Below are 24439 nucleotides of genomic sequence, written 5' to 3' on the forward strand. Positions count from 1 at the left end.
CTGCTGTGGTAGTTCCACGCGCATGACCGGCTTCACGGCATATCCGACGCGCCGCGCCGCGCTCGCCCTGGTCGCCGCGGCGGGCATCTCCCGGCCGGCGCAGGCCACGGGCCTGCGCGTCGGGACCGTCGACTGGTCGGTGCTGGAGACCTTGCTCGCGCTCGGGCTCCCGCCCGTCGCGGCGCCGGAACTGCGCCAGTTCGCCGAGGTCGCGGTCGAGCCTGTGGTTCCCGAGAGCGTCGCCGATCTCGGCCTGCGTGGCACGGTCAACTTCGAACTGCTGCTCCTGTCGCGGCCGGACCTGATCCTGTCGTCGAGTTTCTATGTCAGCTCCGAGCCGCGCCTGCGCCGGATCGCGCCGGTCGAGAGCTTCTCGGTCTATGCGCCGGGCCGGCCACCTTATGAGCCGGCCGTTGCCATGACGCGGGCCATCGGCGAGCGCCTTGGCGCCGCTGCCGCCGCCGAGCGCTACATCGCCGAGACCGAAGCCGAATTCGCCGGCCTGCGAGGCAGGCTGAAGCCGCTCGCGAAGCGCGCCGTCATTCCCGTCAATCTCGGCGACGCCAGGCATTTTCGTGTCTTCGGCGACGACAGCCTGTTCGGCGAGGTGCTGAAGCGGCTCGGCCTCACCAATGCCTGGAGCGACCATACCAGCTATTCGGCTATGGCGCCGATCGGGCTGGAGGCGCTGGCGCGCGTGCCGGAAGCCCATATCGCCCTGATCCCGCCGGTGCCGCCTGGCGCGATGGAGACCCTTGCGCGCAGCGCTTTCTGGAACGCCTTGCCCAATCTGCGCGAGGGCCGGCTCCTGCAAATCGGTTCGATTAATCCCTATGGCGGCCTGCCGGCGGCGCGGCGCTTCGCGCGGCTCCTGACCGAGGCTCTGATCGCGGCGGAGACGGCGCGTGGCTGAGGCTGCCGCTCCCATGCGCCGCCAGCCTGGCGGGCGCCCCGGCATCTGGGCTCTCGCCGCGTTGACGGCAGTCGCGTTGCTCGTGGCGGTGATCGCGACGCGGCCGTCGCTGCCGGCCGCGCCGGAGCTGGCGCGGGTGCTCGACAGCATTCTGCTCTGGCACAGCCTGATGCCGCGGGCCGTGACCGCGCTGATCTGTGGCGCGGCGCTCGGGCTTGCAGGCATGCTGCTGCAACGCGTGCTGCGCAACCCGATCGCGGATGCCTCGACGCTCGGCATCGCATCGGGCGCGCAGCTCGCGCTCACCATCGCCTCGGCCTATGCGCCTGCGCTGATCGCCTTCTCGCGGGAAGGTGTGGCGCTGGCCGGCGCCTTCGCGGCGGTCGTGCTCGTCCTCGGCCTGAGCTGGCGGCGCGGGCTCGAACCGATGACCGTGGTCCTGTCCGGCATGGTCGTTTCGCTCGTCGCGGCAGCTGCCAGCGCGACGGTCATCCTCGCCAAGGGCGAATATGTGCTGTCGCTCTTCATCTGGGGCGCCGGCTCGCTCAACCAGCAGAGCTGGGATGCGGTCCTCGCGCTTGCGCCGCGCCTCGCCCTGAGCGTTGTCGCAGCGGTGCTGCTGTTGCGCCCGCTCGCCTTGATCGGCCTCGACGAGGATGTCGCGCGCGGCCTTGGGCTGACCCTGCACGCGGCGCGGCTCGCCGTGCTCGGCATTGCGATCTGGCTGGCGGCCAGCGTCACCGCCGAGGTCGGCGTGATCGGCTTCGTCGGCCTCGCCGCGCCGGCGCTTGCACGAGAACTCGGCGCCCGCACGCCACGCCAGATGCTGCTGGCGGCGCCCGCACTCGGGGCGCTCCTGCTCTCGATCACCGATAGCGCCGTGCAATTGCTCGGCTCAGGCTTCAACGATCTCGCGCCGACCGGTGCTGCGACCGCCTTGTTCGGCGGCCCCATCCTGCTCTGGCTGATGCGGCGGGTGCCGCCGTCCCTGCCGCCACAAGGCAATGACGTCACATGGCGATCGGACAGGCAGGCGCGCTCGCTGCTCTCGCTCGCTCCTCTGGCCGTGGTCATCCTGGTGGCGGCAGCGCTCGGCCTCGTGCTCGGACGCGGTCCCGCAGGCTGGGACTGGGCGACGGGTACGCTGTTCTGGGACCTGCTGCCGTTTCGGGGCCCGCGTCTCGTGGCTGCCGGCGCGGCCGGGGCGCTTCTCGGCGCGGCCGGCGGCCTGATGCAGCGCCTGACCGCGAACCCGCTCGCCGGCCCCGAAGTGCTCGGCGTCAGTGCCGGCGGCGGCGTCGGGTTGCTGCTTGCGCTCACCCTGATGCCGGCCAGTCCCTTTGCGATGCTCGCCGGTATTGCCGGCGGCTCGCTCGCGGTGCTCCTGGTCATGCTGCTCTTCGCGGCCCGCCCCGGCATCGGCCCGCAGCGCCTGCTGCTGGCCGGCATCGCCATGGGGGCGCTCTGCATGGCTGTGGTCTCGACGGCGATGGCACAGGGCGACCTGCGCGCCTATATGCTGCTGGTCTGGCTGTCGGGCTCGACCAATCGTGCCGGCCCGTTCGAGGCCTGGGCCGGTCTGATCGCCTGCATCGCCCTGATTTTGCCGCTCCTGCTCGCCATTCGCTGGCTCGACCTGCTGCCGCTCGGCGAGGCAACGAGCCGCAGCCTCGGCCTGTCGGTGGAGCGCAGCCGTCTTGGCCTGGCTGCCATGGCCGCGCTGGCGACGGCGGTGGCTTCGCTTCTGGTCGGTCCGCTCAGCCTGATCGGGCTGATCGCGCCGCATCTCGCCCGTCTCGCCAGTTTCGCGCGCAGCCGCGACCAGTTGCTCGCCGCCATGCTGATCGGCTGCGGAGTCATGATCCTCGCCGACTGGCTCGCGCGGCTCGTCGTCTTTCCCTACCAGGTTCCGGTCGGGCTCTTCGCCGCGCTGATCGGCGGACCCTATCTGATCTGGCTCTTGAACCGTGGAGCGAGCCGCCATGGCTGAGCCCGAATTGCGCGCCGATGCGCGCGTCGCGATGCGTGATCCAGCGGCCATGCTGGAACGGCTCTGCGCGCATTTCGTCGAGCACGGCACGGTGACGCATCACGACAGCGGCGCCCGCCTCGAAGGTCGCTTCGGCGCTGTGGAGCTCGGCTCCGCCGACGGTGCCCTCGATATCGCGGTGACCAGCCCGAACGAGACCTATCTCTTCGTCGTGACCTCCTCGGTCGCCGAGCACCTGCATGAATTCGCCGAGGGCGAGGCCCTTCAGGTTGGCTGGCGCGGAAGCCTGCCCGAGCAGCCGCGGATTCCCTATTTCCGCGAAACGGTGGTGCGTGATGCCTATGACGTGACACCTGCGATGCGGCGCGTCATCCTGACCTGCGAGGACACTGCCCATTTCGAGAGCGGCGGCCTGCATGTCAGCGTGCTGATCCCGCCTGCAGGGCGCGAGCCGGTCTGGCCGGGCGTCGGGCCGGATAATCGCGTGATCTGGCCAGCCGGCGCGGACGAGCTGATCAGGCGCATCTACACGATCCGCTCCATCGATCGTCAGCGCCGGGAACTCGCGATCGACGTGGTGCTGCACGATGCTTCGCCGGGATCGACCTGGGCCCGCAATGCGCGCTCCGGCGACCGGGTTGGTCTGCTCGGGCCGGGCGGCGGCGATGTCGTTGCGGCCGACTGGTACCTGCTCTGCGGTGACGAGACCGCGCTGCCGGCGATCGCCCGCATCGCCGCCGAACTGCCCGCCACGGCGCGGGCCGAGATCGTCATCGAGGTCGCCGATCGCGCCGAGCAGCAGGAGCTGTCCTCGCAGGCCGCGATCGACGTCACCTGGCTCCACCGCGGCGATGCGCCGGCCGGAACCACCGACCTGCTGCCGCGGGCCGTCATGGGCGTTACCCCGCCGGAGAGCGGAAACCCCTTCGTCTTCGTCGGTTGCGAGCAGGCCGCGGCGCGGGCGATCCGCAAGCATCTGCGCAGCGTCTGGAAGTTGCCTAAGGACAGGCATCTCGTCGCCGCCTATTGGCGCCACGGCCATGCCGACGCTCACGATCACGGCGAGTAGTCGCAGCGTTGCGAGGCGCTCCGAAAGATCTCAGCCTTAAATTAGGATCGATCTAATCTATTGATCTTGCAGCATTTTTGCTTGTTATTCTGTTGCGCTTGCCAGCATAAGCGCGGTTCCAGCCACGAGCCGCGCGGGTATGAGCGACAAGACAGCCGGGATCGCTGCGATCTATGCCGCCGAGCAGCACAAGCTGCAGCTACGGCTGATCCGGCGCGGGCTCGATGCGCAGCAGGCTTCCGACGCCGTGCAGGACATCTTCCTGCGCCTGCTCCGGTCTCCGCCTGCCGAATTGCGTGATCCCGGCGCCTATCTGCGCCGCTCGGCCGATACGATGGCGGTCGATCACTGGCGCCGTCAGCAGCGCCATACCGCCCTGTTCGAGCCCTTGCCGCCCGAGGCTCCGGCGGTGAGCGACGACACGGCCTCTCTCGAAGGGCAATTGCTTGCAGGCGAGCGCGACAGGCGCCTGCGCCGGGCGATCGAGGATTTGCCGCCCCGCAGCCGCGAAGTCCTGCTGCTGCACAAATACGAGGGGCTGAGCTATGTCGAGATCGGCCTGCGGCTCGGCATCGCCCGCAACACCGTCATGGTCCATCTCGCGAATGCCATGCGCAGCCTGCGCGCCGCTTTGCGCGCTTCCGACTAATGCATCCGGCGGCGCGGATCGTCTATTGAGAAAGGCTTCGTCCGGTTGCCAGAGCGGCCCTCGGCCGCAAGGGTGGATTCAGGCTCGGGATAGGGCGATGGCAGATCAGGCAGAGGACACACCGGACGAGCAGGCCTTGCAGTGGTTCGTGCGGCTGCGCGATGGCGAGGCCGATGCGGCCACGCGCCGGGGCTTCGATGCGTGGCTGGCGGCGAGTCCGGGCCATGGCCGCGCCTGGGCGGAGCTCGAAACGCTCTGGTCCGATCTCGATCGTCTCACGCCGCTGAAGACGGCCGAGGTCGTGTCTCCCGTCCATGTTGCCGTTCCGGCAAGGCCGAGGCGGTGGCGGCAGGTTGCTTTCGCGCTGGCGGCATCGCTGGTGCTGGCCGCGGGTATCATGACCGTCCTGCTCCAGTCCGGCCGGTTCGCGGATTTCAGGACGGCGGCCGGCGAGCGTCGCATCATCGCGCTCGCCGACGGTTCGCAGGTCGAACTCGCGCCGGCCTCCGCGATCGATGTCGACCTGACCGGCTCGCGCCGGATGATCAGGCTGGTCTCCGGCCAGGCCTTCTTCACCGTGGCGAAGGACCCGGCCCGGCCGTTCTCGGTCGCGGCGCGCGGCGGCACCGTGACGGCTCTCGGCACGGCCTTCGACGTCAAGCTCGGGCTCGGCTCGGCGGTCGCGGTCGCGGTCGATGAAAGCCGGGTCAAGGTCGAGGTGCCCGGTGCGGCCGGCGTCGTCGTCGGCCAGGGCCAGGGCGTCGGCTACGAGGGCGAGACCATCTCGCAGCCGGGATCGCTCGATCCCGGCGAGATCGGCGACTGGCGCCGGGGCCGTCTGGTCTTCCACGACGTCCGCCTGGCCGAGGCTGTCGCCGATCTTGAACGCTATGGCGGCGGTCGCATCGGCATCCTGTCGCGCGAGGCGGGCCAGCGCCGCGTAACGGCGGTGCTCGATGCGCGCGACCCGTCGGGCGGGCTCGACATGCTCGCTGGCGGCCTGGGGCTGCGCGTGGTCCGCCCCTTCGCCTGGCTGACCCTGCTCCTCCCCGCCTGAAAATTTTTCCGCAGTGCACTAATGAGTCCGGCCGCCACCGGCGTCTTACCCTTGCGAGGGCCGGAATCGTCTCGACCCTCGCCGTATCTTGGGGATCGACAATGGGTATTCGGGTTGGAGCGCGGCTTGTCCGCCAGGCGAGACTGGCTGCGGCGCTGTGCGGAACCGCTCTGGCGGCGGGAATCGTGACGGTGCCGGCGATGGCGCAGTCCGTGCGGACGCTCGACATCCCCGCCCAGCCCGTTTCCTCCGCGCTGATCGCCTTCTCGCGCCAGACCGGCGTCGCGGTCGTCGCTCCCGCCTCGGCCACCGCCGGCAAGCGCTCCGCCGCCGTCAATGGCGCCCTGTCGTCGGAAGCGGCCCTGTCCCGCCTGCTGGCGGGCACCGGCCTCAATTTCCGCTTCACCAGCGCGACCAGCGTCACGATCAGCGCCGCCGGATCGGCCGGTGCTGCGGGCGGGGCGGTTCCGGAAGGCGCCATCGCGCTCGACACGATCGACGTCGCCGGCAATCCGCTGGCGCGCGGCGGCGTCGCCGAGATCCTGATCGGCCCGCGCGAGCTGGAGCGCCGGAACCCGACCGATATCCGCGACGTCTTCGGCGGCGAGCCGCGCGTCAAGGTCGGAGGCTCCACGCCGATGTCGCAGAAGGTCTATGTCAATGGCGTCGAGGAGACCAACCTCGCCGTCACCATCGACGGCAGCCGGCAGAACAACAAGGTCTTCCACCATAACGGCACGACGCTGATCGACCCGTCCTTCCTCAAGGCGGCGCGGATCGATGCCGGCGTGGCCCCCGCCGATGCCGGCCCCGGCGCGCTGGCGGGCGCCATCGCCTATGAGACCAAGGACGCGCGCGACTTCCTCTCCGGCAACGGTGTCGGCGCCTTCGCCAAGACGCAGTTCAACACCAACGGCTCGATCTTCACCAACAGCCTGTCCGGCTATGGCCGCTACGAGGGCTTCGATTTTCTCGCCTATGGCACGATCGGCAAGGGCGGCACCTACAAGGCGGGCGACGGCCAGGAGGTGATCGGCACCAAGACGGACCTGCTGAGCGGGCTCTTCAAGCTCGGCTGGGAGGCGCCCAGCGGCGACCGCTTCCAGATCAGCCATGAGCGCGTCCGCGACGATGCGATCCGGCCGTTCCGCGGCAATATCGGCTTCATCTCGGGTCGCCCGGCCTGGGAGCCGCGCACGCGCCGCTACGAGATCGACCGGCAGAACACGGTCTTCACCTATAGCCGCACCTCGGCGATCGGCCTGTGGGATCCGAAAGCCGTCATCGCCTATAGCCGCACCGAGGTCGACACGCCGATCTTCGATCGGCCGATCGGCGCGAATCCTCCCGTCACCTATCCCGGCACCGGCATCACCGACAGCTTCAACGGCAAGTTCGAGAACCGCTTCGGCCTCGGCGAGTTCGGCAACGTCGTCGCCGGCGTCGATTTCTACAAGGACAAGGCGCTCTACAAGGACCGCAACTTCCGAGCGAGCGAGAAGGCCAGCAATCTCGGCATCTACGCGCAGGCGCGGCTGAAGCCCTTCGAGCGCATGCGCCTGTCCTTCGGCCTGCGCGGCGACCGGCAATGGTTCACCGGCACGACCGGCGAGGACTTCGACGATTCCGGCCTGTCCCGCAACATCTCGGCCGAGTTCGACCTGATCCCGGAGCACCTGACGGTTCGCGCCGGCTATTCCCATGTCTGGGGAGGCGTCCAGCTGGCCGAGAATTTCATCATGAACACGGCCTGGCGCTATGGCACCGGCGTGAAAGCGGTCCAGTCCGACAACGTGATCGCCGGCCTCGTCGGCCGCTGGAACGGCTTCACGCTGGAAGGCTCGGTCTTCCGCACCGAGCTGGAGAATGCCCGGGCCGCCCGCTTCGCCGTCGCCAGCGCCACCCTGGCGCGTGAGATCGAGTCGCAGGGCTATGAGATCGGCCTCGGCTATGCCTGGGAAGACGGCTTCATCCGCGGCAAATATGCCAGCGTCGACGTCAGGATCGACGGCGAGCGCGCGGATTCGGATGCCGGCACCTATCTCGCCACCCCGATCGGCGACGTCTTCACGCTGACGGCGGCGCATACCTTCAAGCAATGGGGCGTGACCGTCGGCGCCGATGTCGAGATCGTGCGCGACTACAAGAAGGTCGCTCCCGGCAACCAGCCGCTCAAGGGTTACGAGGTCGTCAACCTCTTCGCCGAGTACAAGCCGGTGCAGATGCCCAACCTGACCTTCCGTGCCGAGGTCAAGAACCTGCTCGACAAGACCTATGCCGACCGCGCCACCTACGGCCAGGAATTCGGCACGGTGACGCCGCTCTACCAGCCCGGCCGCGCTGTCGTGCTGAGTGCCTCGGCGCGCTTCTGATGCGGTTCGCCGGCGTCCTCGCCCTGCTGGCCTTGCTGCTGCCGTCGCTGGCGAGCGGGCGGGAGCTCGTCGATCTCGCCGGCCGCACGGTCGCCGTTCCCGACAGGGTCGAGCGCATCATCATCGGCGAGGGGCGGCATCTGCCGGCCCTCGCCGTCCTCGACCGCACCGATCCCGTGGCGCGGCTCGTCGGCATGATGGGCGACTACGAGGCGGTCGATCCGATCAGCTACCAGCGTTATCGCGAGCGCTTCCCGGCGCTCGACGCGGTCAAGCGCATCGGGCGCAACACGCGCGACACCTTCAGCATCGAGCAGGCGATCTCGGCCGCGCCGCAGGTCGCGATCTTCGGCCTGCATGGCCATGGCCCGGATACCCGCTCCGGCGAGGTCATCCGCGCGCTGGAGGCAGCCGGCGTCGCCATCGTCTTCATCGATTTCCGCAGCGACCCGCTGGTCAACACGCCGAAATCCATGGAGCTGCTCGGCGCATTGCTCGGCCGCGAGACCGAGGCTGCCGAATTCATCGCGGCCTGGCGGGCGGCGCTGGCAACCGTCACGGATCGTCTGGCCGCAGCGAAACCAAGACCTGCGCGCGTCTTCGTCGAGAGCCGGGTCGGGCTCGGCACCGGCTGCTGCGAGACCATGACGCGCGGCATGATGGGCCGCTTCGTCACGGCGGCCGGCGGCGTGAACATCGCCGACGCTCTCATTCCGGCCGAGGCCGGCGTGGTCAATCTGGAATGGCTGATTTCGAATCCGCCGGAGGTCTATATCGGCACGGCGATCGGCAACGGCTTGCAGCCCGCCGACGCGCCCTGGCTCGCGCTCGGCCCCGGCGTCGATGCGGCGCGGGCGCGTGAACTGCTCGCCCGCTCGCTGACGCGCACGGGCATCGCCGGGCTCGATCCCGTCCGGCAGGGCAGGGCCCATGCCGTCTGGCACCATTTCTACAACTCGCCCTTCAACGTCGTCGCGGTGCAGGCTTTCGCGCAATGGCTGCACCCGCAGCTCTTCGCCGATCTTGACCCGAAGGCGTTGCTGGCGACGATGCAGCAACGCTTCCAGCCCGTGCCGCTGGACGGCACCTACTGGACGAGCCTGCGCTGAGGTGAACGACATGAGCGAGACATCGAACCGGCAGCACAGCCATGCCGAGGTCGCGACGGCCAACGCCTCGCGCTATCTCCAGCAGCTCTGCAAGCATTTCGGCCACAAGGTCGAGGCCAGCTTCGACGAGAAGGCTGGTATCGTCCGGTTCTCGATCGGCGATTGCCGCCTGCAGGCGGAAGGAGAGGTGCTTCGCCTCGCGCTCGACGCGCCCGATGCCGAGGCGCTGCTGCAATTGCAGGATGTCGTCGCGAGCCACCTCCTTCGCTTCGCCTTCCGCGAGCCGCTCACCGTCGAATGGCGGGCCGGAGCTGCTGCCTGACAACCCGGGCACCGACGGGTAGGCCCTGTGGCGCGAGCGATCAGGGAATGACCACTTCTGCCGCGAGCCCGCCGCCTGACCGGTTGTAGAGCCTGACGGAGCCGCCCAGCGTCGCGGCCAGCTGCTGGGCGATGGCGAGCCCGAGCCCGGTTCCGCCGGTCTCGCGGTTGCGTGATTGCTCCAGGCGGAAGAAGGGCTGCATCGCGGCAGCCAGCATGTCATCGGGGATGCCGGGGCCGCGATCCAGCACGGTGATCGCGATGGCGCCCCCGTCCCTGTGCTCCACCTCGATTTCCGCAGCGCCCGCGAATTTGAGGGCATTGTCGATGAAGTTCGAGAGGATGCGCCGCAGCGCATGCGGCCTGGTCGAGGCCGTGCCGTCGATCGGGCCTGTGACGGAGACTGCCTTGCCGGTGTCCTGATAGTCATAGGCGATGCTGTCGATGAAGGACGCCAGATCGATGCGCGCGGTCTTTTCCCCGCTGCCATGGGCGCTGCGCGCATAGGCGATGCCGTCCTGCACCAGCCGCTCGATCTCGCGGAGATCGCTGACGAGCTTGTCCTTCTCGGGCGTGTCGTCGGCCATGTCTGCGCGCAGCCGCATGCGGGTGATCGGCGTCTGCAGGTCATGCGAGATCGCAGCGAGGATCTGGACGCGCTCTTCGAGGTAATGGGCGATCCTCTCGCGCATCGCGTTGAAGGCGCGGGCGGCATGGGCGACCTCGCTGGGCCCCGCTTCGCTGAGCGGCGCGCTCTTCGTGTTCGGATCGAGCGCATCGGCGGCGGCGGCGAGCTCGCCGAGCGGGCGGATCGCCTCTCGGACCGCAAACCAGGTGCAGCCCAGCAGCAGGAGCATCTGCGCGACCAGGACATAGGGCAACCAGTCCGCGACCGGCATGATGCCGCGCGGCGTGATCTCGATCGTCAACGGGCTGCCGTCGCTCAGGTTCAGATGCGCCTGGAGGCGGCCCCCCTCGCCGGGGATCGCTTCGATCCGCAGCGGGAAGCGCGTCCCCGCGGCGTTCTCCAGCCTGGCCGCGATCTCCCGGCCATGGGGGGATTTGTTGGGCACGCCGGCACGGCCCGGACCCAGGGCGAGGCTGTAATTGCCGCGGCTGAGCCATTCGAGCAGCTCCGGCCGCTCCGCCGCCGGCGTCCGGTCGAGCACCGCGAGCGAGGTCGCGACATCGTTCTCCAGCGTGCGGAACATCACGGCCTTGGCCGCCATGCTGCGCTCCGCATAGAGAGCGCTGAAGGAGAGGCCGTAGGCGATCGCCAGCCCCGCGAGCAGGATCAGGAACAGGCGCGCGCGCAGGCTCCGGGGCAGCAGGCTAAACGCGGTGGTCGCGGTCACGACCGGGGCTCCGTGATCTCGACCGGTACCGAGAGGACATAGCCCTCGCTGCGCACCGTCTTGATATAGGTCGGCTCGCGCGCGTCATCGCCGAGCCGCTGGCGCAATCGGCTGACCAGCAGGTCGATCGAGCGGTCGAACAATTCGGCATCGCGCCCCTGCGTCAGGTTGAGGAGCTGGTCGCGGTTGAGCACGCGCTGGGGATGGTCGATGAAGACGCGCAGCAGCCGGTACTCGGCCCCGCTGAGCGCCACCTCCGTGCCTTGTGCATCGATGAGGTGGCGGCGCACCGTATCGAGCCGCCACGTGCCGAAGGTCAGTATCTGGCCGGCCTCGCTGATCTGGAGGTTCGGTGGCAGCATCCGGGTCCGTCGCAGGACAGCGTTGATCCGCGCCAGCAATTCGCGGGCGGCGAAAGGCTTCGAGAGATAGTCGTCGGCGCCCATCTCCAGCCCGATGACGCGGTCCATCTCGTCGCTGCGGGCCGTCAGCATCAGGATCGGCGTCGCCTTGTGCTTGCCCGCCCGCAATTCGCGGCAGAGCGCCAGCCCGTCCTGGCCCGGCATCATCACGTCGAGCACGATCAGGTCGACGCTGTTGGCGTCGAGGAAGCTGCGCATCTGCCGCCCGTCGGCGGCGGTCGAGGTGCGCAGCCCGTTCTTCGTGAGATAGCTCGAGACCAGATCGCGGATCTCGCGATCGTCATCGACGATCAGGATGTGGTCGACATGGTCCATGTCCGGGCTTTCCGCTTTCACTGACGGGCGCTTCGCAACAGGTGTTTGTCATAGCCGGGGGGCAGGCTCCGGCGAAGCCCCGAACATGGCCTTGGGACGTGCGGTGCCGGGCGTGCGATGACGCCCGGCACCGTCTGGCCTTCGGCTACGAGCCGGCCAGCGTCGCGTACACGGCCGGGAGCCAGGATGCGACGGCGGGGTCGCTCGCATCCCAGGCGCAGGGCACGGCGGCCAGCGCGATGATCGCCAGCAGGGCGAAGGCGATCTTGCGTTTGCGGATGGTGGTCACGTCATCGCCTCCTTGCTGCAGCGCCGTCAGGCGACGCTCAGTTCCACGTTGATGTTGCCGCGCGTGGCCTTCGAGTACGGGCAGGTCTGGTGCGCCTCCGCGACGAGGCTCTGCGCCAGCTCGCGGTCGAGACCGGGGAGGCTGACGCGCAGGCGCGCCTGCAGGAAATAGGCGCCGTCGGTCGTGCCGAGATCGACCTCGGCATCGACGGCGAGACCGGCCGGCAGAGTGACCTTGCGCTTGCCGGCGGCGAGGCCGATCGCGCCGATGAAGCAGGCCGACCAACCGGCGGCGAAGAGCTGCTCGGGATTGGTGCCGGCGCCGGCGCTGCCGGGAGGCGACAGCTTGATGTCGAGCCGGCCGTCGGAGCTGCGCGAGGCGCCGTCGCGGCCGCCGGTGGTGTGGGTGCTGCCGGTATAGAGGACCTTGTCGATCGTGGTCATGGAACGCTCCATCTCTGCGCCGCCATGAGCGGCGGCGGGTGAGGAGCATTTGCCAAGCCGAGATGTCCGGATTGTTTGGCCGACCCGGCCGATTTGTAACGCAACGTATGTCTCTAGCGTCGCGATACAGAGCCTGACGAGGAGGAGGCACCGGCCGGATTGCGACCGGGCGGGAGGCGGGCTGATTGTACCGACTTGTATCGCTGGGCCTGAAACGGGAGAAGGCTTACAATTCCGGCCGCTGCCGACACAGCCTGGATACAGCAGAGGCGCTCATCTCGTTGCCATCATCGCAACGGGAACGAACCCATGTCGGAACAGATCATCTCCTCTCGCCGCAACCTGCTGGGCGCGCTCGCTCTCGGCGCCGCTGTCGCGCCCTTCACCGCGATCGGCCGTGCCCATGCCCAGACGCGTTCGCAATCCTCCGCGGCCTTGCCTCAGGCGGGGCAGGGCGGCCACGCCACCTTCGCCGCGATCAAGCAGATCAAGGCCGGCGTGCTCGATATCGGCTATGCCGAGGACGGTCCGGCCGATGGTCCGCCGGTGCTGCTGCTGCATGGCTGGCCCTACGATATCCATAGCTATGTCGACGTCGCCCCGATCCTCGCCCGGGCCGGCTACCGCGTGCTCGTGCCGCATCTGCGCGGCTATGGCACCACCCGCTTCCTCTCCCCCGATACGCCGCGTAACGGCCAGCAGGCGGCACTCGCCACCGACATCATCGCCTTCATGGACGCGCTGAAGATCGATAAGGCCGTCATCGGCGGCTATGACTGGGGCGCGCGCACCGCCGGCATCATCGCTGCCGTCTGGCCGGAGCGCTGCAAGGCGCTGGTCTCGGTCAGCGGCTATCTCATCGGCAGCCAGGAGGCGAACAAGGCGCCGCTGCCGCCCAAGGCGGAACTGCAATGGTGGTACCAGTTCTATTTCGCCACCGAGCGGGGCGCGGCCGGCTATGCGAAGAACACCCATGACTTCGCCCGGCTGATCTGGGAACTCGCCTCGCCGCAATGGCGGTTCGACGACGCCACCTTCGCGCGTTCGGCCGCTTCGCTCGACAATCCCGACCATGTCGCGATCTCGATCCATAACTATCGCTGGCGCCTCGGATTGGCGCAGGGTGAGCCGCAATTCGATGCGCTGGAGCGGAAGCTCGCCGCCTTCCCCGGCATCGGCGTGCCGAGCATCACCATCGAGGGCGACGCGAATGGCGCGCCGCATCCGGAGCCGGCCGCCTATGCCAAGCGCTTCTCCGGCAAGTACGAGCATCGGCTGTTCAAGGGCGGTATCGGCCACAATCCGCCGCAGGAGGCGCCGCGGGAGTTCGCGCAGGCGATCCTCGACGCCGACAGGCTCTGAAGCGCGGCTCGCCGTCCGGGTCAGAACCGGACGGCAGGCCCGGCGAAGATATTTGTCGCATGACCGGAACAGGTCGAGCTTGATCTTTTAGGATTTCGAAAGCGCTCCACCTTAATCCTGACCGGCCCCATGCTCGGGAAAGGTCGGCATTTGACGGTTGAAGGCAAGGCTCAACCCTTTTCCGTGGACGGCGCTCTGCTGAATGCTGTCCTGGAGCATGTCGATCAGGGCATCCTGATGGTGGATGCCCAGGGTTACGTAGCCGTCTGCAATCAGCGCGCAATCGACCTGCTCGGCCTGCCTCCCGATCTGATGCGCTCCAATCCGCTCTTCGAGGACGTGAAGAGATGGCAGCTGGAGCAAGGCGAATTCGGCACGGTCACCGACACGCTGCTGCGCGCCATCAAATACGAGGGCATCAACGTCGAGATTCTCGACTACGAAAGGCAGAGGCCGGACGGAACCGTGCTCGAGATCCGGACCAACCGCCTTCCCAATGGCGGTATGGTTCGCACCTTCACGGATATCACCATCAGGAAGGCGGCCGAGAGCGCGATCCGCGTCAGCGAGGAGCGCCTGCGGCTGGCCTTGCAGGCGAGCCTGATGGCTGCGTGGGAGCTCGATCTCGAGACGCAATGGGTCGACCGCTCCGAGAATTCCATGGCGCTGCTGGGCATCGGCTCCGGGCCGGCATCCGATTTCATCGAGCGGGTTCATCCCGACGATCGGCCGAAGGTGGCCGCGTTCTGGCGCTCGGTCATGTCGGAGGGCAGCAACGCGACCGAGGTGCGCTATCTCGTGCCCGGCGGCAGGCAGACCTGGGTGGCGCTCAGGGCCGAGCGCAAGGACGAGCGGCGGCTCATCGGGCTCACCTTCGACATCGCGGACCGGAAGGCGGCCGAGGACGCCATCTGGCGAACCGCAAACCATGACCCGCTCACGGGGCTGGCGAATCGCGCGCTGTTCCAGTCCCGCCTTGAGGAGGCGTTGAAGAACGCGGAGATTTCGGGCTCCGGCGTCGGCCTCCTGCTGCTCGATCTCGACGACTTCAAGGACGTCAACGATACACTCGGCCATGTGGTCGGGGACCTGCTTCTCCAGGAAACGGCCCTTCGGCTCGGCAATCTCGTTGGCGAGGGGGATACCGTCGCCAGACTGGGCGGCGACGAGTTCGCCATCATTCTTGCCGAGGTGTCCGGCGCGTCCGAAGCCGCCGCGCGGGCCAGAGCCATCGTCGATGACCTCTGCATCCCCTTCCAGCAGGAAGGGCGGGCGCTTTCGACCACCGTCAGCATCGGGGTGGCCACCTTCCCGGAGCATCATCGCGAGCCGATCGAGCTGATGAAGGCGGCCGATATCGCGCTTTACCGCGCGAAGGAGCAGGGCCGCAGCCAGGCGGCCGTGTTCACCAGCGCCGCCCGCGCGAAGATGGAGCATCGCGTGACGGTCGCCCGCGAGGTCCGCGACGGGCTGGCGGCCAGGCAGTTTCATCCGCACTACCAGCCGAAAGTCTCGCTCACGACGGGCAAGATCGTTGGGTTCGAGGCGCTGGTGCGCTGGCAGCATCCGAAGAAGGGGCTTCTGTCCCCCGCCTATTTCGGCTCCGTCTTCGCCGAGCAGGCCATTTCGGCCGCGCTGGGCGAGCAGATGATCCGCCAGGTTGCCGCCGATGTCAGGTCATGGCTGGACCAGGGGCTCGAATGCGGCCGGGTGGCCGTCAACCTGTCCTCGGCCGATTTCTCCGACGCGCGCCTCGCCGCCAGGATCATGCGCATCCTGGAAGAGGCCCGCGTTCCCCCGGCGCATTTCGAGGTCGAGGTCACGGAAACGGTCTTTCTGGCGCGCCGGACGGCGACGGCGTCCTTCATCCTGAGCGAGTTGCACAAGGCCGGCGTCTCCATCGCCCTCGACGATTTCGGGACGGGTTTCGCCTCGCTGATCCATCTCAAGCAGTTCCCGGTCGACCACATCAAGATCGACCAGAGCTTCGTTCAGAACCTCACCTGCGATGACGGTGATGCTGCGATCGTCTCGGCCATCGTGAATCTCGGCCACGCCATGGGCATTCACGTGACCGCGGAAGGGGTCGAGAACACCGAGCAGATGACGCGTCTGCGCGAAGCCGGCTGCGATTTCGCCCAAGGCTACCTGTATGCGAAGCCTCGCCCCGGCGCCGAGGTGCCGAAGACCATCCAGGATTGGCCCCTGCGCCAGATCCATGGCGCGGCCGGAACCGACAAGGGCAGATACGTTCGCAACCTGCGTTGATGCCGGGTGTCCGGCTCACCCATCGGGCTCGATCTCGGACGGTCTCCGAGGCGGCCGAGGCGCCTTGCCGTCAGGGGAAGGAGCCCGGGGGCAGCGGCGGCTCCGCATTGAGCAGTGTGATCGTCACCCGGCGATTGGGCGGGATATAGGGATTGTCGAGGAAGAGCGGCTCGGTGTCGGAACGTCCCACCACGGAGGTGAAGCGGTCGTTGGGGAGCCCGGCACCCGACAGGATCTCGCGTACGGCGAGCGCGCGCCCGGCGGTGAGGCCCCAGGACTCGACGGCCTGTACCGCGCCCGGGCGCGCAGCGGCCGTGTGGCCGCTGACGGACAGCTGGTTGGGCATCCGGCGCAGGGTGGGCGCGATCGCCTCCAGCACGAGACGGGTGCGCTCGTAGGGCTGGACCGAGCCGTCGGGGAACATGGAGCGGCCGTTATCGTCCACGAGAGACACGTTCAGCCCCTCCTTGGTCTGCTCGATCACGATGTTGCGCGACAGTTCGGCGATTTCCGGCATGTTCTGGAGTGCCTGCCGGATGCTGGCGATGGCGCTGTAATTGGCCTGCACGTTGGCGGGCCGGCGGCTGACCTCGCGCTCGCTGGCGCCGCCCCCACTGGTCGGCCGCGCCTTGTCGTCCTGCCCGGTGGTGCCTCTCGCCACGTCGCGGGGCACCGATGCCCTGTTGCCCGATTTGTCCAGGGCGGTGCCCATCAGCACGCCGCCGGCGCCGCTATTCGTCGGGCTCAGGGCCGCCGGCGCGAAATATTCCGCCAGGCCTTCCTTCTGCTCCTGCGTGGTCATGCTGATCAGCCACATCAGCAGGAAGAACGCCATCATGGCGGTCACGAAGTCCGCATAGGCGATCTTCCAGGCCCCGCCGTGGTGGGCATGGCCGGCCTTCTTGACCTTCTTGATGATGATCGGCTGGGTCGACTTGGCCATCGCGTCCTGCGGGAGACTGGATCAGATGCTGGCGGGCAGAGCGGCGGTGGCCGCTTCCACTTCGGCGAAGGTCGGGCGCACGTCGCTCATCAGGGCCTTGCGGGCGAATTCGACCGCCATCACCGGCGGCTGGCCGCTGATATGGGCGAGGAGGCCCGCCTTGAGCGACAGGAAGTATTTCGATTCCGCCTCGAAGGTGCTCTTGAGCGACGCGGCCATGGGCGCGAAGAAGCCGTAGGCGACGAAGACGCCGAAGAAGGTGCCGACGAGCGCGCCGCCGATGAGATGCCCCAGCACCTCCGGCGGCTCCTTGATCGCGCCCATCGTCTTGATCACGCCGAGCACGGCGGCGACGATGCCGAGCGCCGGCGTTCCGTCGGCGATCGACTGCATGGCCGAGACGATGCGCTCCTGCTCCTGGTGGTGCGTCTCCAGTTCCTCGTCCATCAGAGCGTCGATCTCGTGGACGTTGTTGGCGCCCAGCGTCAGCATGCGCATGTAGTCGCAGACGAACTCGACCGCATGGTGGTTCGCCGCGAAAGTCGGGAAGGCGTTGAACAGCGTCGATTCGCTCGGATTTTCGATGTGCTGCTCGACCGCGAGCATGCCCTTCTGCTTCACGAGCTTGTACAGGGAATACTGCATTCCCAGCAGCTCGACATAGCATTCCTGCTTGTATTTGGGGCCCTTCACGATCGTGCCGAGCATGCCGGGCACGGCCTTGAGCACCGGGCCGGGGTTGCCGATGATGAAGGCGCCGATCGCGGCACCGAGGATGATGACGAATTCGAACGGCTGCCAGAGGACCTCGAGATGGCCGCCCATGGCCGCGTAGCTGCCGAAGACGCAGACGAAGACGATGATTGCGCCGACGATCAGCCGCATGGTTTGCTACCCTCGCACCGCAGCAGCTACAGCCCGCGCGAAGCCACTACTGCTTCGAGGAAATGAACGATCGAGGTTAAGGGCGAGTTTATGCCCGCTTCGCCGGCAGGTTTGTGAGGGTGGCCCTGGGGCCGAAATCGGGGTGCAATGAAGCTCCGCCAATCCCGATGATCGGGGTTCAGTGCCGGGTCAATTCAGCGGAGATAGATGGCTGACGATGGTGCCAACGCCCAAAATGGCCCCGAGCCAACATCTAGAGCGCCCGATCTTGGCCCATTGCTGGCGCCAGGAATGTCGGGATCTAGGTGGTTCAGCATGGCCAGGTTCTGCATGGTCGAACTGAAGCGTGTCCGACATGCAGAATGTCCGGTTTCCGGCATATCGATCCGTGCTTCCAGACTGGCCCGGCGGCAAGCGGCCTAATGCAAGGATTGCTCAAGCGCATTCGAGGAAACCTAGCCGCTACGTTCGAACGCTCCCTCCGCAAATCCCTGGCGCCAGTAGTTGAGGATCGAGTGCTGATCCCGGGGCAGCCCAAGCTCATTCTTCGCATAGGCCCGCAGCGACCTCGCGAGGCTGGCCTCGGCTCCGACCCAGAGGAAGATATGCTCGCCCTGCGCGGTGAGCGGTTGTTGCACGGCCTGCATCACGGCAGCAAAGCCGATCGGCCCCTCGTCGATCAGCCAGGTCAGTGACAAGCCGGGCGGAGCGCGAAGCGGCTGCTTGTCGGCCGCATCATGCAGGCAGATGACCGCTTGCCCCTTGCTGTCGTCCGGCAGGCTCTCCAGGCTCTGGGCAATGGCCGGCAGCGCCGTATGGTCTCCGATGAAGAGATAGCGGTCCACGCCATGCGGCTGCGAGAAGCCGCGTTCGAGCAGCGCGATGCTGTCGCCGGGCTCCGCCCGGATGGCCCAGCGCGAGGCCGGGCCGTCATCGCCATGGAGCACGAAATCGATGGTGAGCTCCTGTAGCGCCTCGTCGAAATCCCGCACCGTGTAGGTCCGCACGACCGGCCGCTCAGCGACCGGGCCTTCGATCGCGCCGGCGGCGTCGAAGCGCGGCCAGCCCGGATCCTTGAAATTGGCGGGGGGCACGAGCAGCTTCACATAGGGTCCGAGGCCCTGCCGGTAGAACGCGAAGCCCGCCAGCTCCGGGCCGGAGAGGACGACCCGGCGCATGTGCGGCGTCAAGCACCAGGCGCGCAGAACCTGCAGCCTCCGGAAGGTGCCGCGGCCGGGGTTGTGGGTTATGCCGAAGCCCGTCATGGCCCGCGCCTCTGCATCAACCAGATGAAGTAAGGTCCGCCGACGAAGGCAGAGACCAGCCCGGCCGGGATCTCCCAGGGGAAGATCGCGACGCGCCCGATCCAGTCGGAGACGACGAGCAGCGCAGCCCCAACCAGCACAGCGCCGAGGAACTGGCTGCCCGGCGCCGTGAAGCCGAAGCGCCTGGCGATATGCGGCGCCATCAGGCCGACGAAGCCGAGCGGCCCGATCAGCAGGGTCGCGGCTGCGGTGGCGACGGCGCAATAGGTGAGGATGAGCGCGCGGGCGGGCCTCACGGACACCCCGACAGCGCCTGCCGTCGCCAATCCCAGCGGCAGGATCGCGAGCCAGCGCAACAGGGCCGGCAGGATCAGCAGCGCGCCGAGCAGCGCTGCCAGCGCCCCCAGCGCCGCCTGCGGCGTGACGCCGGCCGTCGAGCCCGAGAGCCAGCCGAGAAGTCCGCGCAAGGCCGGATGACCAGTCGAGAGCAGCACCGTCACGACCGCGCTGCACAACGTCGCCAGACAGATGCCGACCAGAAGACTGCGCTCCGGGCCGCCATGGGCCCGCGATCCGATCAGCAGCAGCGCGGCCAGTGTCAGCGCGGCGCCGATGCCGGCTCCCGCAAGGCCAGCCCCGGCCGCCTGGGCCGGCAGGAGCATGATCTGCACCATGAAGCCGAGCGCCGCGCCCGATGTCAGGCCGAGCACCTCGGGGCTTGCCATCGGATTGGCGGTGAGCCGCTGCAAGGCTGTCCCCGCGATCGCCAGCAGGCCTCCGGCAGCCAGCGCGCCGAGCGCGCGTGGCCAGCGCCATTGCAGCACCGCGTGCGCGTCGGCGAATGGCAGGGTGATTTCCCAGCCATCCGGACCGCGGCCGATGAACAGCGCGACACCAACCGCGACCGCGAGCAGGATCACGAGGCCGAGCAGCCCGGCGCCGGTCCGCGACGCGCGAGGCAGCCCCGCCTCGCTGACGGCAGGCAGGATGCGTTGCCGGCTATGCACGAGGAGGATGAGGAGACAGGGCGCGCCGAGCAGCGCCGTCGCGGTGCCGGTCGGCAGCTCCCGCATGACGAGGCCGAGAAGCTGGACGAGGCTGTCCGCCGACCAGAGCAGGCCGGCACCGATGAGAGGCGCCCAAACGAGGCGCTGGCGGGCCGTGCGTGCGCCGCAGAAGCGGGCGAGGTTCGGCGCAGCCAGCCCGATGAAGCTGATCATGCCGACCGCGCTGACGACGAAGCAGCCTAGCGCGACCGCGATGACGAGGATGCCGGCTCGAACCTGTCCGACCTTCAGCCCGCTTGCCGTGGCCGTCTGATCGCCGAGTTCGAGCAGGGCGAGCGGGCGCAATGCCGCGAATGCCAGGATGGCGCCGAGCAGGACGCGTGGCAGCAGGTAGTGCACGCCGCTCCATCCGCTCTGGAAGAGCGCGCCGGACTGCCAGATGAAAAGGTTGGTGAGGTTGTCCTGATTGTAGAGGACCGCGAGCGCAGCAAGGCTCCCGCAATAGAGGCTGACCACCAGCCCGGCCATGATCAGCGCGGCCGGCGCCATGCCCTGCCGCCGCGCGATGAGGAAGGCCGAGAGACAGCCGAGACCGCCGCCGGCGAGCGCGATCGCCTCCTGCCCCCAGGCGAGCCATTCGGGGAGCCAGAGGGTTGCGCTCACCAGCGCCAGGCTGGCCCCGGCCGAGACGCCAAGCGTGCTCGGTTCCGCCAGCGGGTTGCGCAACACCGTCTGAAAGATGCTGCCGGAAAGGCCGAGTGCCGCGCCGCAGAGCAGCGCCATCGCCGCGCGCGGCGCGAGGCTGTAGGCGATCAGCAGGTCGCCGATCGCGGCTTCCTGCGGCTGCAACAGCGCGGCGAGCCAGTGCGCTGACGACGCCTGCCGTGACAGCAGAATCTCGGTGTTCGCGCCGGCGAGCACGAGCAGCAGGACGGCCAGAAGCCAGGGATGCGGACGGAGGGCCGGCCGCGACACGCTCGCGACCTCAGCCATAGACCGGTCCGGGCTGCGGCGGGGCAGGGCGGCTGACGGTCTCCGCGAGCATGCGCGCCAGCCGCAGGGCCGTGGGCAGGCTGCCATAGGGATAGGTCGCAGCGATGCGCGTGACCCGACCCTCGCGCACGGCCGGCAGGCTGTTCCAGATCCGGTTCTCCGCCAGCCGGCGCAGCGCCGCATCCGTGCGCGGCCCCTGATCGGCATAGATCAGCCGCGCATCGGGAATGCTTGCCAATTGCTCCACGCCCGTCACGTAGAAGGACCAGATATGCGCTTGCCGCCCCCATGCGTTCTTCAGGCCGAGCCGGCGCGCCACATCTTCGAAGAGCGAGGTCGCCGTGGCGATCGAGACGTTCCGACCGTCCGGGTTGAGGTTGAGATAGGCGATCGGCCGGTCATCCCAGGTACCGCGAGCATCGCGGATCGCCTGCAGATCAGCGTCGAAGCGCGTGCCGATCTCCACCGCAGACCGCGGTGCCCGGAAGCGCTCGGCGAGTTCCGGCAATTGCCGTTTGGCGGTCTCGATCGCGTCGAGCGCCGTGCTGCGGTTCTGCAGCACGACGACGGGCGCGATCCGCGGGAAATGCGGCTGCCGGACCGTCCATTGTGGGACGAGGATGAAGTCGGGCCCGAGATGCTGAAGCATCTCGATATTCGGGGCCCAGCCGGCCCCCAGCTCCACCACGGCCGGCGGCAGGGAGGGCTCCACCATCGTGCGGGCATATCCCGCCTTGTCGATGACGCCTGCCGGCGCGATGCCGAGCATGAGCAGCGTCTCGGCGGCGGTCCAGTCGGTACAGGCGACGCGCGCCGGTTCGCCGGCCGCCGCGGGCGTCTTGACGGTGGGCATGATGCCCGCCGCCGCAAGCGCCAGCACGGCCTGGCGGCGGGTCGGTCCGACCGGCTTCACCACTGGTAGCGCAAAGTCGCCAGCACGGTGCGCCGCTGGCCGACCATGCAGCTATAGGCGTTGAAGCAGACGTTCACGACCTCCTTGTCGAAGAGGTTGTTGGCGTTGACCTGGAAGGTGGCTCCTTTGGCCGGCTGCCAGATTTTGCCGAGGTCGAGCGTCAGCGAGGCATCGACCAGGGTATAGCCCGGCACGCGCCAGAGATTGGCCGCATCGCCATAGGTTGCGCCGACATAGCGCACGCCGCCGGCCACCGAGAGGCCGTTGAACGGCCCTTCCTTGAAGGCGTATTGCGCCCACAGGCTGGCCTGGTCCTTCGGCGTCGAGGGCAGCACGCGCCCGAGCTGCGCCGCCACATTGCTCTTCGTGACCTCGGTATCCGTGTAGGAGTAGGAGCCGATGACGCTGAGCGACGCGGTGATGTTGGCGCGCGCTTCGAACTCGAAGCCGCGGGCGCGCACCTCGCCGGTCTGGACGCTGTAACGCGTATCCAGCGGATCGGTCGTCGAGACATTGGTCTGGCGCAGGTCGAAGATCGCGGCCGTGAACAGGCCGTCGAACCAGGTTGGCTGGTATTTCACCCCCGCCTCGAACTGCTCGCCTTCCGTCGGCCGGAACGCCTCCGAGCCGCGCGCCGGCGAGGTCGCGCCGGTGACGGGCTCGAACGAGGTGGAATAGCTGACATAGGGGGCAAGCCCGTTGTCGAAGAGGTAGCTCAGGCCGACGCGTCCGGTGAAGGCGCTGTCCTCGGCCTGGGTCTTGGAGCGGGTCGGGAAATAGGCATCACGGCCCACTTTCGACCAGTCCTGGCGTCCGCTCAGCGTCAGCAGCCACTTGTCGAAGCGGATCTGGTCCTGCGCATAGATGCCGGTCTGACGGACGAAGTCCCGGTAGTTCTGGTTGTAGGAGTAGGCGTTGAACGGCCGGCCATAGACCGGCGCGAAGATGTTCAGGCTCGGCGCCGAGGTGACGCCGCCGTTCAGCGCGAGTTCGCTGGAATTGCGATGGTCCAGGCCGACGAGGATTTCGTGCCGCAGCGGCCCCGTCTCGATCTTCGCGATCAGCTGGTTGTCGATCGAGAAATAGCGCAGCGTGCGGTCGATCGTGCTGAAACGGCGCGTGATGGTGCGGTTATCGGCGAGGATGCCGGTCGTATAGGTCGAGGCGTTGAACACCTCGGCATAGTTGTAGCCGACATTCTGGCGGAAGCTGAGATTGTTCGAGAAGTCGTGCGAGAAGGCATAGCCGACCGTGGTGATCTTGCGGTCGAGCTTGTCGAGCCAGGGCTCGCCGATATTGGTGCGCGTGCGCAGGCGCCCGTTCGGGTTGGGGTAGAGCGTGCCGGCCGCCGGGAAATACTGGTCGGCAATGCCCGTCCGGTCGCGCTGGACCGAGGCGAGCACCGTCAGCGAAGTGGCGGCAGTCGGCCTCCAGGTGAAGCTCGGCGCGAAATAGGAGCGGTCGTTATCGGCGAAATCGACCTGCGTGCCGCTCTGCCGGCCCATGGCCACGACGCGGTAGAGCAGGCTCTTGTCGGCCGTCACCGGGCCGCTGACGTCGATGCCCGCCTGCAGGCGGCTGAAGCTGCCGGCCTGGACGAAGACCTCTCGACGGGCCTCATCGAGCGGGCGCTTGCTCACCATGTTGACGATGCCGCCGGGCGGGTTCTGGCCGTAGAGCACGGAGGAGGGGCCGCGCAGGACCTCGATGCGCTCCAGGCCGAAAGGCTCGCTCTGAGTACCCTGGGAGCCGACGCCATAGGGCAGCACCAGTCCGTCCTGATAGAATTTCGGCGAGAAGCCGCGGATGCGGACGAGGTCGCGCGTCGTGTTCGTCCCGTAGATGTCGCTATAGGTGCCGGGCGTGTAGCGCAGCGCCTCGCCGATGCTTTGCGTGCCCTGCTGGGTGACCTGCGCGGCAGTGACGACGGAGACCGATTGCGGCGTCTCTAGCAGCGGCGTGTCGGTCTTGGTCGAGGAGGCGCTGCGATGCGCCACCACGCCGTCGACCGGCCCCCAGGCAGTCTCGTTGCGTCCCTGGACCTCGATCGTGTCGAGCTGCAGCGAGCCTGCGCCCGCGGCCGAGCCGGTGATCGCGACCTGCGGCGAGATCGCGACGGTGGTGGCGTTGGTGAAGCGGTAGGACAACCCGGTCCCCTGCAGGATGCGGGCGATCGCCTGCTCGCGCGTCGCCGGCCCCGACAGGCCGGGCGAAGTCTTGCCGGCCGCGACGCTGGCGAGATAGGTGACCTGGATACCGGCCTGGCGGCCGAAGGCGGTCAGGGCGCGGTTCAGCGGCCCGGCCGGGATGTCGAACGACGACTGGACGGCGCTCTGGGCGAAGGCACCGGTATCGGTCGTGACGACACCGGTGGCGAGCGCCGTGATCGTCAACGCCGCGAACAGCGCTGCCCTCCGCCTGACTGCGGCGGTGGAATTTCCAGCCCCGAACCCCATCCCGAACAACTCCGTGCTTGTACGTCACGGGGATGGCGGCATC

General features: G+C 68.2%; 20 protein-coding genes. 10 read left to right on the plus strand and 10 right to left on the minus strand.

Going from position 1 to position 24439, the window contains the following annotated elements; genetic code table 11:
* Nucleotides 1-22: 22 nt before the first annotated feature.
* The 8 genes from WFK61_RS11710 (at nt 23) to WFK61_RS11745 (ending at nt 9481) form a co-directional block, all read left to right on the plus strand.
* Entirely contained in the window at nt 23-913 is an 891-nt protein-coding gene (locus WFK61_RS11710) for an ABC transporter substrate-binding protein (protein ID WP_336811790.1), read from the plus strand.
* On the plus strand, nt 906-2903 hold the full coding sequence (fhuB, locus tag WFK61_RS11715; RefSeq protein ID WP_336811792.1) for a Fe(3+)-hydroxamate ABC transporter permease FhuB: 1998 nt from the start codon (nt 906-908) through the stop codon (nt 2901-2903). The genes WFK61_RS11710 and fhuB (WFK61_RS11715) overlap by 8 nt, the downstream gene beginning before the upstream one ends.
* Nucleotides 2896-3972, plus strand: coding sequence for a siderophore-interacting protein (locus WFK61_RS11720; protein ID WP_336811794.1), 1077 nt, complete (start codon nt 2896-2898; stop codon nt 3970-3972). The genes fhuB (WFK61_RS11715) and WFK61_RS11720 overlap by 8 nt, the downstream gene beginning before the upstream one ends.
* Nucleotides 3973-4111: 139 nt before the next feature.
* Nucleotides 4112-4621: an RNA polymerase sigma factor gene (locus WFK61_RS11725; protein ID WP_336811796.1), complete on the plus strand. Its 510-nt coding sequence runs from the start codon at nt 4112-4114 to the stop codon at nt 4619-4621.
* Between the two features lie 97 nt (nt 4622-4718).
* The gene (locus tag WFK61_RS11730; RefSeq protein ID WP_336811798.1) at nt 4719-5678 is read left to right on the plus strand and encodes a FecR family protein; all 960 of its coding nucleotides are present in this window, start codon (nt 4719-4721) and stop codon (nt 5676-5678) included.
* Between the two features lie 101 nt (nt 5679-5779).
* Complete coding sequence (locus tag WFK61_RS11735; protein ID WP_336811800.1) at nt 5780-8050, plus strand: TonB-dependent receptor; 2271 nt, start codon at nt 5780-5782, stop codon at nt 8048-8050.
* The gene (locus tag WFK61_RS11740) at nt 8050-9159 is read left to right on the plus strand and encodes an ABC transporter substrate-binding protein (protein WP_336811802.1); all 1110 of its coding nucleotides are present in this window, start codon (nt 8050-8052) and stop codon (nt 9157-9159) included. The genes WFK61_RS11735 and WFK61_RS11740 overlap by 1 nt, the downstream gene beginning before the upstream one ends.
* 10 nt (nt 9160-9169) lie before the next feature.
* Entirely contained in the window at nt 9170-9481 is a 312-nt protein-coding gene (locus WFK61_RS11745; protein ID WP_336811804.1) for a DUF2218 domain-containing protein, read from the plus strand.
* 40 nt (nt 9482-9521) lie between these two features.
* Here the strand turns inward: WFK61_RS11745 and WFK61_RS11750 are convergent, their stop codons facing one another.
* The 4 genes from WFK61_RS11750 to WFK61_RS11765 all read right to left on the minus strand — a co-directional run bounded on the left by WFK61_RS11750 (nt 9522) and on the right by WFK61_RS11765 (nt 12304).
* Nucleotides 9522-10835 carry an ATP-binding protein gene (locus tag WFK61_RS11750; RefSeq protein ID WP_336811806.1) on the minus strand — a complete coding sequence of 438 codons (1314 nt, stop codon included), beginning with the start codon at nt 10833-10835 and terminating at the stop codon, nt 9522-9524.
* Nucleotides 10832-11572, minus strand: coding sequence for a response regulator (locus WFK61_RS11755; RefSeq protein ID WP_336811808.1), 741 nt, complete (start codon nt 11570-11572; stop codon nt 10832-10834). Before WFK61_RS11755 ends, WFK61_RS11750 begins: the two co-directional genes overlap by 4 nt.
* Before the next feature lie 145 nt (nt 11573-11717).
* Nucleotides 11718-11861 carry a hypothetical protein gene (locus WFK61_RS11760; RefSeq protein ID WP_336811810.1) on the minus strand — a complete coding sequence of 48 codons (144 nt, stop codon included), beginning with the start codon at nt 11859-11861 and terminating at the stop codon, nt 11718-11720.
* A gap of 26 nt (nt 11862-11887) precedes the next feature.
* Nucleotides 11888-12304: an organic hydroperoxide resistance protein gene (locus tag WFK61_RS11765; protein ID WP_336811811.1), complete on the minus strand. Its 417-nt coding sequence runs from the start codon at nt 12302-12304 to the stop codon at nt 11888-11890.
* A 309-nt stretch (nt 12305-12613) separates the two neighbouring features.
* Between WFK61_RS11765 and WFK61_RS11770 the strand changes: the two genes are divergently transcribed.
* Nucleotides 12614-13666 (plus strand): alpha/beta fold hydrolase, encoded by a 1053-nt coding sequence (locus WFK61_RS11770; RefSeq protein WP_336811813.1) that lies wholly within the window; start codon nt 12614-12616, stop codon nt 13664-13666.
* 183 nt (nt 13667-13849) lie between these two features.
* Nucleotides 13850-15934, plus strand: coding sequence for a putative bifunctional diguanylate cyclase/phosphodiesterase (locus WFK61_RS11775; protein ID WP_336811815.1), 2085 nt, complete (start codon nt 13850-13852; stop codon nt 15932-15934).
* Between the two features lie 70 nt (nt 15935-16004).
* Here WFK61_RS11775 and WFK61_RS11780 read toward each other — a convergent pair whose 3' ends face one another.
* From WFK61_RS11780 to WFK61_RS11805, 6 genes are all read right to left on the minus strand, one after another.
* Complete coding sequence (locus tag WFK61_RS11780; RefSeq protein ID WP_336811817.1) at nt 16005-16877, minus strand: flagellar motor protein MotB; 873 nt, start codon at nt 16875-16877, stop codon at nt 16005-16007.
* A 21-nt stretch (nt 16878-16898) separates the two neighbouring features.
* Entirely contained in the window at nt 16899-17762 is an 864-nt protein-coding gene (gene motA / locus WFK61_RS11785; RefSeq protein ID WP_336811819.1) for a flagellar motor stator protein MotA, read from the minus strand.
* A gap of 455 nt (nt 17763-18217) precedes the next feature.
* On the minus strand, nt 18218-19027 hold the full coding sequence (locus WFK61_RS11790; RefSeq protein ID WP_336811821.1) for a siderophore-interacting protein: 810 nt from the start codon (nt 19025-19027) through the stop codon (nt 18218-18220).
* A complete protein-coding gene (gene fhuB, locus WFK61_RS11795) occupies nt 19024-21027 on the minus strand; it encodes a Fe(3+)-hydroxamate ABC transporter permease FhuB (RefSeq protein WP_336811823.1) in 2004 nt (667 codons plus the stop codon). Before fhuB (WFK61_RS11795) ends, WFK61_RS11790 begins: the two co-directional genes overlap by 4 nt.
* Nucleotides 21020-21940: an ABC transporter substrate-binding protein gene (locus WFK61_RS11800; protein WP_336811824.1), complete on the minus strand. Its 921-nt coding sequence runs from the start codon at nt 21938-21940 to the stop codon at nt 21020-21022. The genes fhuB (WFK61_RS11795) and WFK61_RS11800 overlap by 8 nt, the downstream gene beginning before the upstream one ends.
* Complete coding sequence (locus WFK61_RS11805; protein WP_336811826.1) at nt 21937-24396, minus strand: TonB-dependent siderophore receptor; 2460 nt, start codon at nt 24394-24396, stop codon at nt 21937-21939. Before WFK61_RS11805 ends, WFK61_RS11800 begins: the two co-directional genes overlap by 4 nt.
* Between the last annotated feature and the right edge of the window lie 43 nt (nt 24397-24439).

It is taken from the genome of Allobosea sp. MMO-172 (assembly GCF_037147855.1).
Lineage (GTDB): Bacteria > Pseudomonadota > Alphaproteobacteria > Rhizobiales > Beijerinckiaceae > Allobosea.